The sequence below is a fragment of the Cetobacterium sp. genome, assembly GCF_051658645.1.
In the GTDB taxonomy this organism is placed as follows: Bacteria; Fusobacteriota; Fusobacteriia; order Fusobacteriales; family Fusobacteriaceae; genus Cetobacterium_A.
The window spans coordinates 89,574-106,785 of record NZ_JBOFMZ010000064.1 but is presented as its reverse complement, the minus strand read 5'-3'; the positions used below and the strand labels follow the sequence as shown (position 1 = coordinate 106,785).

The window sequence follows — 17,212 nt, the reverse complement described above, 5'->3', positions numbered from 1 at the left end:
GAAGAGTGAGAATCTTATGAACAGAAACAGAATTAATGTATTTTTAGTTGTAGCAATTATTTCATTATCTTGTGAGATTATTGGAAAAGTTCAACTAGGAAAAGTAGCTTTATTTCCAATGTTATTTGCAGTTGTTATTGGAATATTACTAACACCTGATTTATTAGGAAAACGAATTGGTAAATTAAAAGCGATTATCGGAGAAAAAGAGATGAAAATAGCTGGTGATATGGTTATGCTGATTCTATTAATGTTAGGAATAAAATTAGGAACATTTGTAGGACCTAATTTAGATAAAATTGTCCAAGCTGGCCCAGCATTTTTAGCACAAGAATTTGGACATGTATTGGCTCCTCTTATAGCAATACCATTAGCTTTAAAATTAGGTTTAACAAGAGAATCTATAGGTGCTGGATCAAGTATTAGTAGAGAAGCCTCGTTAGGTGTAATTGGAGAGAAATATGGAATTGCATCTCCAGAAGGAAATGGAGTTTTAGGTGTTTATTTAGCAGGAACAATAGTAGGAACAGTATTCTTTGGAGTACTTGGATCTGTAGCTATATATACGGGTATACATCCATTAGCTTTAGCTATGGCTTGTGGTGTAGGAAGTGGAAGTATGATGACCGCTGCAGCATCTTCTCTTGCAGAAGCCGCTGGACCAAAATATGCAGATCAAGTTTTTGCATATGCGTCAACAAGTAATATGTTATCAGGTATAACTGGAGTAAATATTCTTGTATTTATTTCATTACCATTCACAGAATGGTATTATAAAAAACTAGCACCAAAGTTTATAAAAAAGGAAGTGAGATAATATGCGTAGTTTAGATTTGAAAAAATATGTATTGTATTTTATACTTATGTCAATAACAGGAATTATAGTTTTAGCAGGTCAAGCATTAGGAATGCACAAACAATTTTTAGGAGCAATACCTGGAATGTTTTTAATAATATCATTAGCTTTAGGATGCTTTGCTGTTAAAGATGCTTTCCCAAAATTCCCTTTACCTGCATATGCATTAGCTACAATAGTTGGAATGCTCGTTAGTATACCTGCTTTTTCAATATCTAAACTATTTGTTCCTCAAATAGGAACAGTAGAATTTATGCCATTATGTACACCAATGTTAGCTTTCGCAGGAATATCTGTGGGAAATAAAATTGAAGAATTAAAAGCTATGTCTTGGAAAATAGTAATAATTGCGATTGTAGTATTTACAAGTATTTTCTTTGCATGTGCATTAATTTCTCAAACAGTATTAAAAATCCAAGGAGTTATTTAATTATCAAATATAAATTAAGGAGTTGAAAATTATGAACTTAAATGAAATTAAAGAAAGAGTAATAAAAGCCATTGATGATAATAGAGATTTAATTTTAAAAGCTGGAAAAGAAATGTATGACAATCCTGAACTTGGTTATAAAGAATTTAAAGGAACAAGTATTGTTTCAAATTATTTTAAAAACGAGTTGAATTTAGAAGTAGAAGAAGGAATTGCTTATACAGGATGTAGAGCTAGAGCTAATAAAGAATCAACTGGTCCAAAAATAGCAATTTTAGGAGAGCTTGATGCTATCTCTTGTAATGATCATTGTGATTCAAATGATTTAGGAGTAGTTCATGCTTGTGGACATCATATTCAAATTGCAGGAATGCTTGGAGCAGCAACTGGACTTATAAAATCAGGAGTTTTATCAGAACTTGGTGGAAAAGTAGATTTTATGGCAACTCCAGCAGAAGAATTTGTAGAATTAGAATATAGAACAAAGCTTAGACAAGAGGGAAAAATAAAATACTTTGGTGGAAAGCAAGAGTTGATATATAATGGTTCATTTGACGATGTCAATATGGCGGTTATGTTTCATGCTTTAGATTTAGGAGATAAAAAAGTTTTAACAGGACCAGTGAGTAATGGTTTTATTGGAAAAACAGTTAAGTTTATAGGAAAAGAGTCTCATGCTGGATCAGCACCTCACGAAGGAATAAATGCTTTAAATGCAGCAATGTTAGGAATAAATAATGTTCATGCTCAAAGAGAAACATTTAAAGATAGTGATAGAGTAAGATTCCATCCGATTATAACAAAAGGTGGAGATATAGTTAATTCTGTTCCAGCTGATGTAAGAATGGAATCATATGTAAGAGCTAGAACAATAGATGGTATGATTGATGCTAACAAAAAAGTAAACAGAGGATTAATTGCAGGAGCATATGCTGTTGGTGCAGAAATAGAGATAACAGAGTTACCTGGGTATTTACCAATATTAAAACATGATTTAATGGAAGATGTTTTAGAAGGAAATTTAGAATATCTAGGATTAAAAAATGATATGATAAAAGGTGGAGATTTTACAGGGTCATTTGATTTTGGAGATGTTTCTCATCTGATGCCTACATTACATCCAATGTTTAGTGGGATAAATGGAGCTCTTCACACAAGAGATTTTAAAACTGTAGATGAAGAAACTGCAATATTAATGCCATCAAAAGCTTTAGCATTAACAGTTGTAGATTTATTATTTAATGAAGCAAAAGTAGCAAAAAATATTTTAGATAATTTCAAGCCAGTTATGACTAAAAAAGAGTATTTAACTTTTATGGAGTCAAATGATAAAGTAATAAAAGCTTAAAAAAATAGAAGTTCACATATGTGAGCTTCTATTTTTTAGTTAAAATCTTAATAACCTCTCTCGATATCTCTTCTGTATTTGTCTTTGACTCAACTCTACCATTTTTCACAAGATCTAAGAATTCTTCTAATTCATAAACCATACCATTTTTCTCTTGAGAAACTGTGATATCTTCAACTTCCCCATTTTTATAATGGATTTTTACATTATCTATATTTGATATACTATTTATTAGTATTGAACCATTCTCACCAGCGATTTCACTCGGTAAATAGCTATTTGTAATTTTTGAATATATTATTGTTGCTATCATCGTTTCATACTTTAATACAACACAGCCAGCTCCAGGAACTTCAGTACTCAAATTATAATTCATCATCTCACTTTTAGAAGGAATACCAAATAATCTCAAAAGAAAGTAGAGTGGATAGACCCCCAAATCTAGATGAGCTCCACCTCCATAAGATGGATTAAATATATTACTAACTTCACCTTTTTTCAAGCTATCATATCTTGATGAATACTGTGAAAAATTTCCAACAAAAGACCTTACTACACCTATTTTATAAAGATTTTCTTTTATTGATTTAAAGTTCGGTAAAAATGTATTTTTCATCGCTTCCATTAAAGAAACACCGTTTTTATGAGCTGTTGTATACATCTCTTTTACTTCAAATTCACTTATTCCCATAGGTTTTTCACACAATACATTTTTTTTAGCTTTTAAAAGTTGAATTGTCTGCTCAAAATGAATAGAATTTGGACTAGCTATATAAACTATATCTATATCCTTTCTTTTTGAAAGCTCTTCAAAATCTGTAACTATGTCACCTACAGAATATTTCTTCCCAAATTGAAGCCCTTTTTCATAGTTTCTTGAGTATATTGCTTTTAATCTACAACCTTCAACTTTATTTATGGCATCTACAAACTCGTGAGATATATTGCTCGTTCCTACAACTGCTATGTTTAACATTTTTCCCCCTAATTTTAAAATTACAAACTTTTATTTACTCCTTCTAAGATTGAAGTTTTTAATTGTTTTGAAATTTTTAATATCTCATCTAATTTAGTTAAAGTTGATTTTTTAAATACATTATCACTTAATCCATTTAAATTAACTTTCACATTTAAAACTCCACCCTCTATTCCAGAGTATAGAAGTATTGCTGAAACTCCCAAATCTGTAATTGCATTTTGATTACAATATTTTAATATAATTTTTAATAAATTTAAAGTTTTTTCTGAAATTCTACAAATTTCAAGTGGAACCTCTATTGCCAACTTCAGACTTTTTTCTATAGTAGCTTTTCTTAAAACTATATCTTCCTCGGTTTCTTTCGGTAATTTATATCCTGACATAACAGAGTTATAAGCATCTGTATCTTTATCAATTAATTCTTCTAAAGCAATTCTATATTTATCTATCTTTTGGAAACTTTTTATAAATAACTCTTGCTCTTCTAAAGGTAACTCTTTAAACTTTTTTTTATCAAAAGTTAAGTGTGCTACCATTCTAGCTAAAGTACAACCAAGAGTTGAAACTAAAGCCGAAACTGAGCCTCCTCCTGGAGCAGGACTTTTTGAATCAACACTATCTAAAAAATCTTTAACTGATAAATCTACTAATTTCATAATTCCTCCTATCTCTTGTAAACCAAGCATCCATTTTTAAACACTTTATTTGTATGATTCGTACCAAAATGATATAAAATATACTCTATATTTTTTGCATCAAACATTACAAAATCTGCTTTTTTACCCTCTTCTAAAGAACCAATTCTTTTTTCACGTCCAAGTGATTTTGCTGCATTTATAGTAACTGCTTTAAATATCTCTTTTGGAGTCATCTTTAATTTTAATGCTGCTATCTGCATTATAAGTTGAAGATTCTCTGTTGGACATGACCCTGGATTGTAATCTGTTGATAATGCTACTTGAATTCCTGCATCTATCATTTTTCTTGCTGGTGCATACTCTTTTCCTAAGCTAAATGATGTTCCTGGTAAAAGATTGGCTATTACATTGCTATTTTTTAAACTCTTTATCCCCTCTTCACTAATAGCCATCAAATGATCTGCTGAATACATTTCTAATTCTGCTGCTAACTCTGCACCTTTTGTATTCTTAATTTCATCTGCATGTATTCTCAATTTAAATCCATATTTTTGTGCTTCTAAAAACATTTTTCTACTTTCTTCAGTTGAAAAAACTCCTTCTTCACAAAAGACATCAAAAAACTCAGCTAAGTTTCTTTCTTTTATTATTGGTAATAAATCTATTACACTTTGAATAAATTCATCTCTGTTATCTTTATATTCTTCTGGTAAAGCATGAGCTCCCATAAATGTTGATATAATCTCTACTTCTTGTTCGTGATTCAAAATTTCATTTACTCTCAACTGCTTTAATTCAGTTTCACTATCTAAACCATAACCACTTTTTGATTCTACTGTTGTTACTCCATATGAAATCATTATTTTTAAACTTTTTTTAGCTCGTGCTATAAGTTCTGCTTCGGTTGAATCTTGTGTTGCTTTTACAGTACTTAGTATTCCACCACCTTTTTCTAAAATTTCTAAATAAGAAACACCTGAAATTTTTTCTACAAATTCATTTTCTCGAGATCCACCATGCACGAGATGAGTATGAGAATCTATCATTCCTGGAGTTACAACACATCCTTCAGCATCGATTAATTTTGTTGTAAATTTTATCAACTTTGATGGAACATCTCCAGAACCAACAGCCATTATTTCACTTCCACAAATAACTATATATCCATTTTTTAAAATTTCTATATTCTCCATCGGGCTTTCACTGGCGATTATTGGTAACTCTTTTCCTGTAACTAACTGTCCTATGTTGTAAATTATTAAATCTGCGTTCATATACCCACCTCATAAATTCTACTTTAGTAATTCATTTTCTATTATTTTTTCTACACTAAAATTTTCTAAACCTAGATAATATTGTATTGAATCTGAAAGTGCTTCTATAGAGACTGACCCTATTATCTCACTTCCAATTACGTTTACTCCATATCTTTTAGCTTCCATTTTTACAGTTTCAAAAACTCTATAAATTGGATTTTTCTTAAAATCTTTTATATTCATTGTAACTTGGACATATCCTTTTTCTTTTATTTCAGCTGGACCTGCTTGTATAAATTTAAATCCACCACTTGAAAATCGAATTGCTTTTGAAATTTCTTTAGCAATATTTATATTTGTTGTATCTAAATTTATATTGTATGCTATAAGAGGCATTCTTCCTCCAACAGCTGTTACTCCAGCAGTCGGATGTGGTGATCTCTCTCCAAAATCTGGTTGCCATTCATCTAACTTTAACTTTTCAATCATTCCTTCAAACTCACCTTTTCTTATAGATGGAAGTGAATACCTATTTGGTGCTGTAGATGATTCTTCATATAAGAAAGTTGGAATATTAAAGCTCTCTGAAATTTTTTTTGCAACTACTTTTGATATATCTACACACTCAGACATCGTAATATTTTTTATTGGTATAAATGGAATTACATCTGTCGCTCCCATTCTTAAGTGCTCTCCTCTTTGAATTCTCATGTCTATCAACTCTTCTGCTATTCCAACAGATTGAACAACAGCCTCAATTATATCGTCTGGTTCTCCTATTACAGTTATAACAGTTCTATTATAATCTGGATCTGGTTCACATCCCATAAATTTTATATTTTTATTATTTTTAAATGGTGCTGCTATTTTTTCTATTATTTCTAAATTTTTTCCTTCACTATAATTTGGAACACACTGAACTAGCTTTTTCATACCTTATCACTTCCCCCAACTTATATTTTCAATTCACCAATACTTTCTTCAACTTTTTCGACTATTTTATTAGTTTTAATTAACTCTTCAACTTTTTCGATATCAATATACATAACTCTATCTTTATCATAAAACTCTACAACCTCTCGAACTAATTTATAAGCTGGTTTAGTTCCTTTACCCAATTTTTCTATTACTCTTAAATCTATTCCTTGGCATGCACCTAAAATCTCCATAGCTATAACTTTTCTAACATTTCCTAAAATTTCAGCGGCTTTTCTTGCTGCAATTGTTCCCATTGAAACATGGTCCTCTTGGTTTGCAGAAGATGGTATTGAATCAACAGAAGCAGGATGAGCTAAAACTTTATTTTCTGAAACTAAAGATGCTGCACTATACTGAACAATCATAAATCCAGAATTTAACCCTCCATTGTTTACTAAAAATGCTGGTAAATCATTGTTTAAAGATGGATTTACCAATCTTTCCAATCTTCTTTCTGATATATTTGCCATCTCTGCCAAAGCTATCGCTAAAAAATCAAAAGGTAGTGCCACAGGCTGTCCATGGAAATTACCTCCTGATAAAACTTCATTTTGAAGTGGGAAAATAATTGGATTATCAGTTACAGCATTCATCTCTATTTCAACTTTATCTTTTATATAGTTTAAAGCATCCTTACTTGCTCCATGTATTTGTGGTGTACATCTTAGTGAATAAGGGTCTTGAACTCTTAACTCTCCTTGCTTTGTTATAGACGAACTCGCTTTTAGAATTTTTTTGATATTTTTAGCTGTTGTAATTTGTCCTAGATGTCCTCTTACTTCTTGAATTTTAGGGTCAAAAGCACAGATTATCCCTCTTAAAGCTTCCATAGATAAACTTGCTGCTATATCTAAGTGTTTCATCAAATTTATTCCATCATAAACAGTATGAGCTCCAACTGATGTCATAACCTGAGTTCCATTTATAAGAGCAAGCCCTTCTTTTGAAGATAAACTTTCTAATGGTTTTATTTTCGCCTTTTTTAAAGCTAATTCTCCTTCTAATAACTCTCCTTTATAATAAGCTTTTCCTAATCCAAGCATAACTAAAACCATATGTGAAAGTGGTGCTAAATCTCCAGAAGCTCCTAACGAACCTTTTTCTGGAATATATGGTGTCACTTCTTTATTTATCATCTCTACTAGTAAATCTACTACTATTTGACGTATTCCAGAATGTCCTTGAATTAAGTTATTTACCCTTAACAACATTATTCCTCTAGCTGTATCTATTGGTAACGGATTCCCAACTCCACAAGCATGGCTTATTATTAAATTTCGTTGCAAAGTAGCGGTTTCCTCTTTTGAAATAACTTTATCTGAAAACTTTCCAAATCCTGTTGTTATTCCGTAAGTTACTTTTCCCTCTTCAACATGTTCATCTACTAATTTTCTTGCTATTGCTATTTTTTCTTTTGCTGAATCAGAAATTATTACTTCATAATTTTGTCTTGTTACTTTTACTAAATCCTCTAAAGTTAATTTTTTGTCTCCTATTAATAATTTCAAAAAAATCCTCCCCCTTTTAGATTAAAATAGTACTCCTCCAATTACACCTGCTATTATTAAAGGTATGTTATAGTGTAAAAATGTTGGTATGCAAGTATCTCTTATGTGATCATGCTGACCATCAGCGTTTAAACCTGCTGTTGGTCCTAGTGTTGAATCTGATGCTGGTGATCCTGCATCACCTAATGCTCCTGCACAAGCTATCAAAGCTATTGTTCCTAAAGGTGAAATTCCTAACTCTATAGATAATGGAACATAGATTGCTGCTAGTATTGGTACTGTTCCAAAAGATGTTCCTATTCCTAATGTTACAAAAAGTCCAACTAAAAGCATAACAAACGAACCTAAAATTTTGCTTCCACCGACTACTCCCACAACACTTTGTACAAGTGGAGCGATTGCACCAGTTTCTCTTATTACACTACCATATCCAGCAGCTACTAGCATTATAAAAGCTATAAGCCCCATTATTCCTATTCCACCACTTACTAATCCATCAATAGCATCCCATTTTATAACTTTTGTAGCTACCATAAAAGCTATTGCTACTATTGCACCTAGTGGTAATGACCCTGTATATAGTTGAATTCCAAAAGCTATAATTGCAGAGATTACTGTATACCAGTGTTTTAGTTCCATTTTATCTGGAACATCCTCTTGCATACCAGCAATAGAAAGATTTTTATACTCTCTCGGTTTTGAATAACTTATAAAAATTGAAATCAAAAGTCCAATTATCATTGCTATCCCTAAAATCCAAGTTGATTTCCATACATCACTTAATTGTACATTTAAACCATTACTCACAATTTGATCTCTTATTATTCCATGAAAAATCAATCCAAATCCTACTGGTAAAACAACATACGGCATTTTTAATCCGAATGTTAAAGAACAAGCCATTGCTCTTCTATCCATTTTTAATCCATTCATCAGTTTTAGTAATGGTGGAATTAAAATTGGTATAAATGCAATATGAACTGGAATTAAATTTTGTGAAAAACAAGCTATAACTGCTATTATTAAAGCTAACATCCATTTCTTCCCGCTCACTATTTTTGAAATCTTTCTTGAAAGTAGTCCTGCAACTCCTGTACTATTAATAGCAACTGCTAAAGCTCCTAAAAGAATATAGCTCAAAGCTGTTTCAGAGTTCCCTCCCATACCTCCAATTAATACCCTCATTGTTTCATTAACTCCTATTCCTGAAGTCACTCCTGCAACTAACGCTGCAATTAGTATTGCCAAAATTACATTTAATTTTAATAAGCTGAGTAGAATCATAGTAGTAACCGATAGTATTACTGGATTAAAAATCATATCGTCCTCCTATTTTAATTTTTCAAATCTTAATTGATACTAATATTACCCCACATTAATAATGAAGTCAATAGTAAACAAAAAAAACCCTCACTGACATATTATATCAATGAGGGTTTTTCTATTTAAATATCTCTAGAGATTTATCTAAAATTCCAGTTACTTCTGCTATAACTAAACCATAGTTTGTTATTGGCACTAACGAATTTTGAGATTCATCTATTCTGCTTTGCATAAGTTTTTTATTTATCATGCAAGCACCGCAATGAATAACTAAAGAATATTCTGACAAATTCGCTGGAAAATCTTTTCCAGCAACAAAATTAAATTCAATATCTTTTCCACAATACTGTTTTACTAGTTTTGGAATTTTTACTCTTCCTATATCTTCGTGAGATGTATTATGAGTACAAGTTTCAGATATTAAAATCTTATCTCCATCTTTTAAGTTTTTTAAGCTTTTTACTCCTTTAACTAAATCTTCTAAATCTCCTTTTTGTCTTGCAAATAAGATTGAGAAGCTTGTTAATCTAGCTCGATTATTTAAAATTTTATCAACGCTTTTAAAAGCTTGAGAATCTGTTACAACTAAATCAATATCTTTTATATCCTCTAAGGCACTTTGAAGCTCTGTATCTCTCACTACATAACTTTTTATACCATGATCAAGACATTCTCTTATCAATTGAACTTGTGGTAAAATCAAACGTCCTTTTGGAGCTTCAGAATCAACTGGAACAACCATTAAAACTTTTCCGTTGTACTGAACTAAATCTCCCAACAATTTCGGTTCCTCTACTGCTTTCTCTATATTTTTTAAAATTTCATTTTTTAAATTTAAAATACTCTCTCTATTTAGAGTTGAAACTAAAACTACATTTTTGAAAAGATTTTTTATTCTATCTATCTCTATATCTGACAAAAGATCAATTTTATTTAATACAAATATAAAAGGTATATTGTATTTTTTAAACTGATTTTCTTGTGCTTTATAAAATTTCAAATCTATTTTTTGAGCTTCCATTACCAATATTGCAAAATCAGTTCTTTTAAGCTCTTCTAATGTTTTTTTTACTCTTAATTTGCCTAAAGTAGTATTATCTTCTAAACCAGCTGTATCTATAAAAAGAACAGGTCCAAATGGTAAAAACTCCATTGCTTTTACTACAGAATCAGTTGTAGTTCCCTCTACTTCTGAGACTATAGATATATTTTGCTCTGTTATAGCATTTATTAGAGAAGATTTTCCAGAATTTGTCTTACCAAAAATCCCTATATGCAATCTATTTGAGTTGGGTGTATTTTTCATCGCTTCTCCTTAAAGATATAGATCTCTTTCTCCGTTTTTTATCTTCTCTAATTTTTCCTTAGTCAACTGTTTTATATCTTCTCTACTTATATTTTCTAACTCTCTAGCTATTACTGTTTTTACTTTCTCTGTTAACTCTTCATCTCCATAATCCATTGCATATTCCATCAAAGTCAAAAGAGCATTTGGTGAACAAACATTTTGGATATTTCCACTTTTTGCAAGCTCCATAAATCTGTCTCCAGTTCTTCCCATTCTATAGCAAGCTGTACAATAACTCGGGATGTAATCTTCATCTAGAAGCTCTTTTAAAACTTCTAATGGTGTTCTATGGTCAGCTAGTTCAAATTGAGTTCTTGTTTTACCTTCTTCTCTATCTGAATAACCTCCTACATCCGCTGATGAACCAGCACTAATTTGTGATATTCCATACTTTATTAGCTCTCTTCTAAGCTCTGCTGTTTCTCTTGTTGAAAGAATCATTCCTGTATACGGAACTGCCAGCCTTATTATAGCAACTATATTTCTAAAAGTATCATCATCTATCTGGTGTGGATATTCCTCTAAGCTCATTCCCTCTGCTTTTTTTATTCTTGGAACAGAAATTGTATGGAATCCAACTCCATAATTTTCTTCTAAATACTCATTATGAAGCATTAAAGATATTATTTCATATTTGTAATCAGCTAATCCAAATAAAACTCCTCCACCAACATCATCTATTCCACCCTCCATCGCTCTATTAAAAGCGGTTAAGTGATATTCATAATTTCCTTTTAAAGATTTTGGATGTACCTTTTCATAAGTTGGTTTATGGTATGTTTCTTGGAATAAAATATATGTTCCTATATCAGCATCTTTTAACTTTTTGTAATTTTGGACAGTTGTTGCTGCTATATTCACATTAATTCTTCTTATTGCACCATTTTCAAACTTCGTAGTATAAACAGCATCAATAGCATCTAGAGTATATTCAATAGGAACATTTATAGGATCTTCTCCTAACTCTAGTGCCAATCTTTTATGTCCCATTTTTTCTAAAAGTTTAACTTCTTTTTGTATTTCATCTCTTGAAAGTTTTTTTCTAGGAAAATCATTATCTCTTTTATATCCACAGTAAGTACAATTGTTCACGCAGTAATCACTTACATAAAGTGGAGCAAAAACAACTATTCTATTTCCATAAATTGACTTTTTTAACTCTCCTGCGATTTTATAAAGTCTTCTTTTTTGCTCTTCATCTTTAATTTCTAATAGTGAAGCTACCTCTTTATGAGTTAAGCCCTCTCTATTTTGTGCTGCATCTAAAATTCTACTAATCTCTTTATAGTTTGTATCTTTAGCTTCAATTAATAAATTTTCAATATATTCTTGGTTTATAAAGTTTATTTCCTTTTCCATCTTATATTATCTCCTCTTTTAAGTATTGGTTCGAAACCTGCTTCTATAACACTTTTTTCAATTTTTATTTTTTCCTGTGCTGATTCATTGCCTAGAAAAACTTTCCCTTTATAAAGAGAATATTTTTCTCTACACTCCATAGGAGATAGATTTGGCATAATTACATTAGCTCCCGCTCTAAATCCCTTTTCTCTACCTTTAGGATCTATTGTTCCCAGCGCCGTTGTTGCTGGAAGCAATACATCAGGTAATAGTAATCTTATTATAGCTAGAAGTGTAATTGTATCTTCTGCAGTTCCACCAATTTCATCCTTTAACGGTGTATCTTCGTGTGGAATGAATGGTCCAATTCCTACCATATGAGGTTTTAAGTCTTTTAGAAACATCAAATCTTCTTTATAATCAGATAACTTTAAACCAGGTAATCCTATTAAAAATCCACTTCCTACTGCATATCCAATATCTCTAAGTGATTTTAAACAGTTTATTCTATTTTGAAGGGACATTCTAGGATGTAATTTTTGGTATAGCTCTTTATTCATTGTTTCATGTCTTAAAAGATATCTATCAGCTCCTGCTTTATATAATCTTTTAAAAGAATCCTCTGATCTCTCTCCTAAAGAAAGGGTAATTGCTATATCACAATATTGTTTTTTAAGAGTAATTATAATCTCTTCTAAAATTTCATCACTAAAATAGCTATCCTCTCCTCCTTGAAAAACAAATGTTCTATATCCTAAAGAATAACCAGTATTACAACACTCTAAAATTTCTTCTTTTGATAATCTATATCGTTTAGCTTTTTTATTTGAAGCTCTTATCCCACAATAAAAGCAATCATATTTACAGATGTTTGAAATTTCTATCAAACCTCTAAAAAAAACTGTTTTTCCATAATTTTTTTGCCTAACTTCATAAGCTTTATCTATTAAATAGTCTCTATCTTCAGAAGTTAGATTATTTAATAACATCTCTAATTCATTTTTGTCTAAATTACTTGTATTGTATAATTTGTCAATTAATACTCTCATTTTTTACCTCCAAAAGTACATAACATTACAATTATATACTTTTTTCGTCTTAAAAAACAAGATATATTTGTCCTTATTTACAGTACCTTTATTTTACTTAATTATTTAACGTTATAATTTGCTCTGTATTCCATTTCATTCCAATTAACTCTTGCAGCTACTCTTGCTTCTGGATTTAATTCAATATCTTTTAACATAAGTTCTTTAAATGTTTTATATCCAGCCATATCCATAAGATGTCCTCCGTGAAGATATTTAGGAGACCCATTTAACACATGTGCTGAGAACGATTCCCAATTTTTAAGAATAGCTAAAAGAACTTCTTCTGTTATAAAGTCTACGAATACTTTTCCTACTCTAGGAGATTTTTTACTTGTTCTTCCTCCTATAAGTACTCTATAGAAAACATCCTTTGTACGAGTGAATGCTCTTGTTGGACAAGCTTCGATACACTCTCCACATCCAATACAAAGATTTTCATTTCTTGTGATAACTCCATTTTTAAAAGTTAAAGCATCTGTTGAATGATGCTTACAAGCTCTTAAACAAGCTTCACAACCAACACATCTCTCTGCATTATATTGTGGAATAGTAACTCCTAAAATTCCAAAGTCAGTCATATGAGCTTTTACGCAATCGTTTGGGCATCCTGCAATAGCTACTTTTATATGATAATTACTTGGGAATATTACTTTTTCAATTTTATTAGCTAATGCTGGAACTTTCGCATTAGCTTTAATGCAGTGATCTGCACCTACGCAACCAGCTATATTTCTAGGAGCTAAGCAAGGATAACCACAACTATCAACTTCTAAATCTAATCCACATCTTTCAATTTCAATTGCTTTTATATATTCTTCAACCATTGAATTAACTGCTTCAATATTTTCATATTTTATTCCCATTACGTTGAACGTTTGTCTTGTACCAAAGTGGAAATTTCCATTTCCATATTTTTGAGCTATTTCGTGAACTAGTAAAAGATGCTTTGCTTCTACTGTTCCACCTGGAGCTCTCATTTGAAACATAAACTCCCCTGGAACTTTAGATTGTCTAAAACAATTTTTACGTAATTTATTTATATCTATATCTCTCATATTCTTTGTCATATTAGTCCTCACTTCTCCCAAACTCTTTGTAGATATTATCTAATTCTTTAGTAAATTTGTTAACTGTAGCTGCAAAACTTATGTTTTTTGGACAAACATCCACACATCTACCACATCCTACACAAATTTGTTCTTTAGATTCTTTTAATTTAGGTCTATAGAATTTGTCTAATACTCTTTGAACAACTCTTTTTGGAACAATTTGAGATAGTGTTTCTTTCTCTAATGCTTTTGATTTTACTAATTGACATCCATTCCAAACTCTCTTTTTTACTATTACATCTTTAGAATCTTCTGAAGGTACTTCAACTGTATTCATACAAGTACAAGTCATACAAGCCATATTACAACTTCCACATCCAATACAACGATCTTTAAATTCATCCCATATTTTCGAATTTTTTATTTTATCTAATGCCATTTTATCCCAACTCTCTAAGTTTGGAACATTAACAGTTATTTTATTTTTTTCTACAAAATTGAAATTAAATTCAGATATATTTTCGAATTCATTTATATACTCTTTAAGAGTATCATCTTTAAATGACATTTGAACTTTATTTCCTACTAATTTTAGTGCAACTGAGTAATCCTCAGTTTTATTTGTTCCTAAACTAGAACAGAAACAGCTATCCCAACCATTTTCAACACATTCAATTAGTACAAATTTAATTTTTTTTCTTCTGCTTTGATAGTACTCATCATCTTTAAAAGTATTATCTATTCTAGTAATTCCGTGTATATCACAAGGATGAACAAATAAAAGTATATCTCTATCATCTTCACTAGTTGCAGTTTCTATAACTTGATTCTTAACTCTTATTGATACAGTATGTATTATTGGTAACAGAATTTCTTTTGGTGATCCTGCTGATTTTTTATTAAAAATTACTTCTTCTATATTATTTATATCTGAATATCTTACATCATCATCATAGCTATATCTTCCTTCATTCTCAAAAGCTTTAGGTGCCACAATTCTATAATTTGCTGACATCTTTTTTAGTAAGAGATTAAAGCTTTCAATTGAAATTTCTTTATTCATTTTGACAAAATCCTCCAAATTTTTAGTTTCTTCTTTCAAGGTTAATTCTTTAGAAAATTTTTCGTTCATTGCTCAACGAAAATGATACACCTCTTTTTAAAAATAGTCAACACTTTTTTGAATTCATATTCAAAGATTGAACTATAGTTCAAAAAAAAGCTTGACTATTCTTTTATTATCATATAAAATCAAATCTGAATAGAAAATTATTGCTCAATTTTCAAGTCAATTTTCAAGGTTAAATCACTAGGAGGATTTAATGATAGTAAATTTCAGTATAAACAATAAAATATTTTCATCTGATTCAAACAAAACAATATTAGAAGTAGCAAAAGAAAATAATATTGAAATTGATACTCTGTGCTTTATTAAAGACTGTTCAGGAACAGAAGAGTGTGGTATCTGTAGAGTTGAAGATTTGAACACTAAAAAACTTTTAAAAGCCTGCTCTACTAAAGTAGAAGAGGGAATGAAAATAAATACTGCATCTAGATTGGTTCAAGAAGCTAAAAAAGATAGAGTAATTGAACTATTAAACGAACACAACTTTAATTGTGGAAGTTGTAAAAGACTTTCAAACTGCGAATTTTTGGAATTAATTAAGAAAACTGGTGCTAAAAGAACCGAAGAAGCTCATTGCACTCAAAATGCTGACTCTTTAGATAATAGAAGTAAAGCAATCTCTTTAGATAGAAGTAAATGTTTAAGATGTGGTAGATGCGTTACAGTGTGTAGAGAAAAAATCGGTACAAATATAATACAATTAAATAAAATAGATGATAAAGTTTTAGTTGGTCCTGAAAATTTAAGATGTTTTGATGATACTAATTGCTTACTTTGTGGACAATGTGTTGTTTCTTGCCCTGTAGGAGCATTAACAGAAATATCTCATATTGAAAAAGTAACTGCTGCTCTTCAAAATTCAGAAAAGCACGTTGTTGTTGGAATGGCTCCTTCTGTTAGAACAGCTTTAGGAGAACTTTTTGGATTAGAAATAGGTGTAGACGTTACTAAAAAAATATACTCAGCTTTAAAACTTATAGGTTTCAAAAAAATATTTGATGTTAATTTCGCTGCAGATATAACGATTGTAGAAGAAGGAACTGAATTAATAGAAAGAGTTCAAAATAATGGAACTTTCCCAATGTTTACTTCTTGCTGCCCTGGATGGGTTAGATTTATAGAAAACTATAAGCCAGAGTATATCAAAAATTTATCTACAGCAAAATCTCCACAACAAATATTTGGTGCGGCTACTAAAAATTACTATCCAGCTGCTCAAAATTTAAATTCTAAATCTATTTTCACTGTTTCTATAATGCCTTGTACTGCTAAAAAGTATGAAAGTGAAAGAGAAGAGATGGAAACTCATAATATAAGAGATATAGATGCTGTTCTTACAACTAGAGAGCTTGCTGATCTTATAAAGAAACATAATATAGATTTTAATAAATTAAAAGATTCAGAAGCTGATTCTATAATGGGAGAATATACTGGTGCTGGTACAATATTTGGAATCACTGGTGGAGTTATGGAAGCTGCTGTAAGATCAGTTAAAGATATTCTTGAAGGTACTTCTTTTGAAAATATTGAGTATACTGCTGTTAGAGGATTTGAAGGAATTAAAGAAGCAACTGTTACAATTGCAGGTAATGATTATAACCTAGCTATTGTAAGTGGTGGTACTAATATATTTGAATTCTTTGAAAAGAATTTAGTAGAAAAAAATAATTATCACTTTGTTGAGTTTATGGTTTGTCCTGGTGGATGTATTAATGGTGGTGGACAGCCTCACTTAAAGCAATCAGTTAAAAATGACTCAGACTTTAAAGAATTAAGAGGAAATGTTTTATACACTCAAGATAAAAATTCAGAGATTAGAAAATCTCATAAAAACCCAACGGTAATATCTATGTATGAAAATTATATAAATAAGGAAAAAGGAAGAAATCATCATTTATTCCATACAACTTATAAAAATAGAAAAGATGTATAATCTTTAAA

Annotated in this window: 15 protein-coding genes; 4 read left to right on the top strand and 11 right to left on the bottom strand. The window is 30.4% G+C overall.

Annotation, left to right across the window (positions count from 1 at the left end; translation table 11 throughout):
- Positions 1–16 precede the first annotated feature (16 nt).
- From ACRCZX_RS08155 to ACRCZX_RS08145, 3 genes are read left to right on the top strand one after another with little or no spacing between them, the layout of a single operon-like run.
- Positions 17–817, top strand: coding sequence for a DUF3100 domain-containing protein (locus ACRCZX_RS08155; RefSeq protein ID WP_438582430.1), 801 nt, complete (start codon positions 17–19; stop codon positions 815–817).
- 1 nt (position 818) lies between these two features.
- The gene (locus tag ACRCZX_RS08150) at positions 819–1,286 is read left to right on the top strand and encodes a hypothetical protein (RefSeq protein ID WP_438582429.1); all 468 of its coding nucleotides are present in this window, start codon (positions 819–821) and stop codon (positions 1,284–1,286) included.
- 31 nt (positions 1,287–1,317) lie between these two features.
- The gene (locus tag ACRCZX_RS08145) at positions 1,318–2,634 is read left to right on the top strand and encodes an amidohydrolase (RefSeq protein ID WP_438582428.1); all 1,317 of its coding nucleotides are present in this window, start codon (positions 1,318–1,320) and stop codon (positions 2,632–2,634) included.
- Between the two features lie 28 nt (positions 2,635–2,662).
- Here the strand turns inward: ACRCZX_RS08145 and ACRCZX_RS08140 are convergent, their stop codons facing one another.
- From ACRCZX_RS08140 to ACRCZX_RS08090, 11 genes are all read right to left on the bottom strand, one after another.
- Positions 2,663–3,610, bottom strand: coding sequence for a Gfo/Idh/MocA family protein (locus tag ACRCZX_RS08140; protein ID WP_438582427.1), 948 nt, complete (start codon positions 3,608–3,610; stop codon positions 2,663–2,665).
- Between the two features lie 20 nt (positions 3,611–3,630).
- A complete protein-coding gene (locus ACRCZX_RS08135; protein ID WP_438582426.1) occupies positions 3,631–4,269 on the bottom strand; it encodes a cyclodeaminase/cyclohydrolase family protein in 639 nt (212 codons plus the stop codon).
- Between the two features lie 8 nt (positions 4,270–4,277).
- Complete coding sequence (gene hutI / locus ACRCZX_RS08130) at positions 4,278–5,525, bottom strand: imidazolonepropionase (protein WP_438582425.1); 1,248 nt, start codon at positions 5,523–5,525, stop codon at positions 4,278–4,280.
- A gap of 18 nt (positions 5,526–5,543) precedes the next feature.
- A complete protein-coding gene (ftcD, locus tag ACRCZX_RS08125; protein ID WP_438582424.1) occupies positions 5,544–6,440 on the bottom strand; it encodes a glutamate formimidoyltransferase in 897 nt (298 codons plus the stop codon).
- 20 nt (positions 6,441–6,460) lie between these two features.
- Entirely contained in the window at positions 6,461–7,993 is a 1,533-nt protein-coding gene (gene hutH / locus ACRCZX_RS08120) for a histidine ammonia-lyase (protein ID WP_438582423.1), read from the bottom strand.
- 21 nt (positions 7,994–8,014) lie between these two features.
- Positions 8,015–9,313, bottom strand: a complete 1,299-nt coding sequence (locus ACRCZX_RS08115; protein ID WP_438582422.1) for a Na+/H+ antiporter family protein — start codon at positions 9,311–9,313, stop codon at positions 8,015–8,017.
- 121 nt (positions 9,314–9,434) lie between these two features.
- Positions 9,435–10,622 (bottom strand): [FeFe] hydrogenase H-cluster maturation GTPase HydF, encoded by a 1,188-nt coding sequence (gene hydF, locus ACRCZX_RS08110; RefSeq protein WP_438582421.1) that lies wholly within the window; start codon positions 10,620–10,622, stop codon positions 9,435–9,437.
- A 9-nt stretch (positions 10,623–10,631) separates the two neighbouring features.
- Positions 10,632–12,023 (bottom strand): [FeFe] hydrogenase H-cluster radical SAM maturase HydG, encoded by a 1,392-nt coding sequence (gene hydG / locus ACRCZX_RS08105; RefSeq protein WP_438582420.1) that lies wholly within the window; start codon positions 12,021–12,023, stop codon positions 10,632–10,634.
- Positions 12,008–13,054, bottom strand: coding sequence for a [FeFe] hydrogenase H-cluster radical SAM maturase HydE (gene hydE / locus ACRCZX_RS08100; RefSeq protein ID WP_438582419.1), 1,047 nt, complete (start codon positions 13,052–13,054; stop codon positions 12,008–12,010). Before hydE ends, hydG begins: the two co-directional genes overlap by 16 nt.
- 101 nt (positions 13,055–13,155) lie before the next feature.
- Positions 13,156–14,163: a sulfite reductase subunit C gene (gene asrC / locus ACRCZX_RS08095; RefSeq protein ID WP_438582418.1), complete on the bottom strand. Its 1,008-nt coding sequence runs from the start codon at positions 14,161–14,163 to the stop codon at positions 13,156–13,158.
- 1 nt (position 14,164) lies between these two features.
- Positions 14,165–15,208 carry a 4Fe-4S dicluster domain-containing protein gene (locus tag ACRCZX_RS08090; RefSeq protein WP_438582417.1) on the bottom strand — a complete coding sequence of 348 codons (1,044 nt, stop codon included), beginning with the start codon at positions 15,206–15,208 and terminating at the stop codon, positions 14,165–14,167.
- 259 nt (positions 15,209–15,467) lie between these two features.
- Between ACRCZX_RS08090 and ACRCZX_RS08085 the strand changes: the two genes are divergently transcribed.
- Entirely contained in the window at positions 15,468–17,204 is a 1,737-nt protein-coding gene (locus ACRCZX_RS08085) for a [FeFe] hydrogenase, group A (protein ID WP_438582416.1), read from the top strand.
- Positions 17,205–17,212: the final 8 nt, after the last annotated feature.

Excerpts from the sequence above, each read along its gene's own strand:
- ACRCZX_RS08140 (WP_438582427.1), bottom strand. The coding sequence starts at position 3,610 with ATGTTAAACATAGCAGTTGTAGGAACGAGCAATATATCTCACGAGTTT.
- hydF (WP_438582421.1), bottom strand. The coding sequence starts at position 10,622 with ATGAAAAATACACCCAACTCAAATAGATTGCATATAGGGATTTTTGGT.
- hydE (WP_438582419.1), bottom strand. The coding sequence starts at position 13,054 with ATGAGAGTATTAATTGACAAATTATACAATACAAGTAATTTAGACAAA.
- ACRCZX_RS08085 (WP_438582416.1), top strand. The coding sequence starts at position 15,468 with ATGATAGTAAATTTCAGTATAAACAATAAAATATTTTCATCTGATTCA.
- ACRCZX_RS08115 (WP_438582422.1), bottom strand. The coding sequence starts at position 9,313 with ATGATTTTTAATCCAGTAATACTATCGGTTACTACTATGATTCTACTC.
- ACRCZX_RS08155 (WP_438582430.1), top strand. The coding sequence starts at position 17 with ATGAACAGAAACAGAATTAATGTATTTTTAGTTGTAGCAATTATTTCA.
- ACRCZX_RS08150 (WP_438582429.1), top strand. The coding sequence starts at position 819 with ATGCGTAGTTTAGATTTGAAAAAATATGTATTGTATTTTATACTTATG.
- ACRCZX_RS08090 (WP_438582417.1), bottom strand. The coding sequence starts at position 15,208 with ATGAATAAAGAAATTTCAATTGAAAGCTTTAATCTCTTACTAAAAAAG.
- ftcD (WP_438582424.1), bottom strand. The coding sequence starts at position 6,440 with ATGAAAAAGCTAGTTCAGTGTGTTCCAAATTATAGTGAAGGAAAAAAT.
- asrC (WP_438582418.1), bottom strand. The coding sequence starts at position 14,163 with ATGACAAAGAATATGAGAGATATAGATATAAATAAATTACGTAAAAAT.
- ACRCZX_RS08145 (WP_438582428.1), top strand. The coding sequence starts at position 1,318 with ATGAACTTAAATGAAATTAAAGAAAGAGTAATAAAAGCCATTGATGAT.
- hutI (WP_438582425.1), bottom strand. The coding sequence starts at position 5,525 with ATGAACGCAGATTTAATAATTTACAACATAGGACAGTTAGTTACAGGA.
- hydG (WP_438582420.1), bottom strand. The coding sequence starts at position 12,023 with ATGGAAAAGGAAATAAACTTTATAAACCAAGAATATATTGAAAATTTA.
- ACRCZX_RS08135 (WP_438582426.1), bottom strand. The coding sequence starts at position 4,269 with ATGAAATTAGTAGATTTATCAGTTAAAGATTTTTTAGATAGTGTTGAT.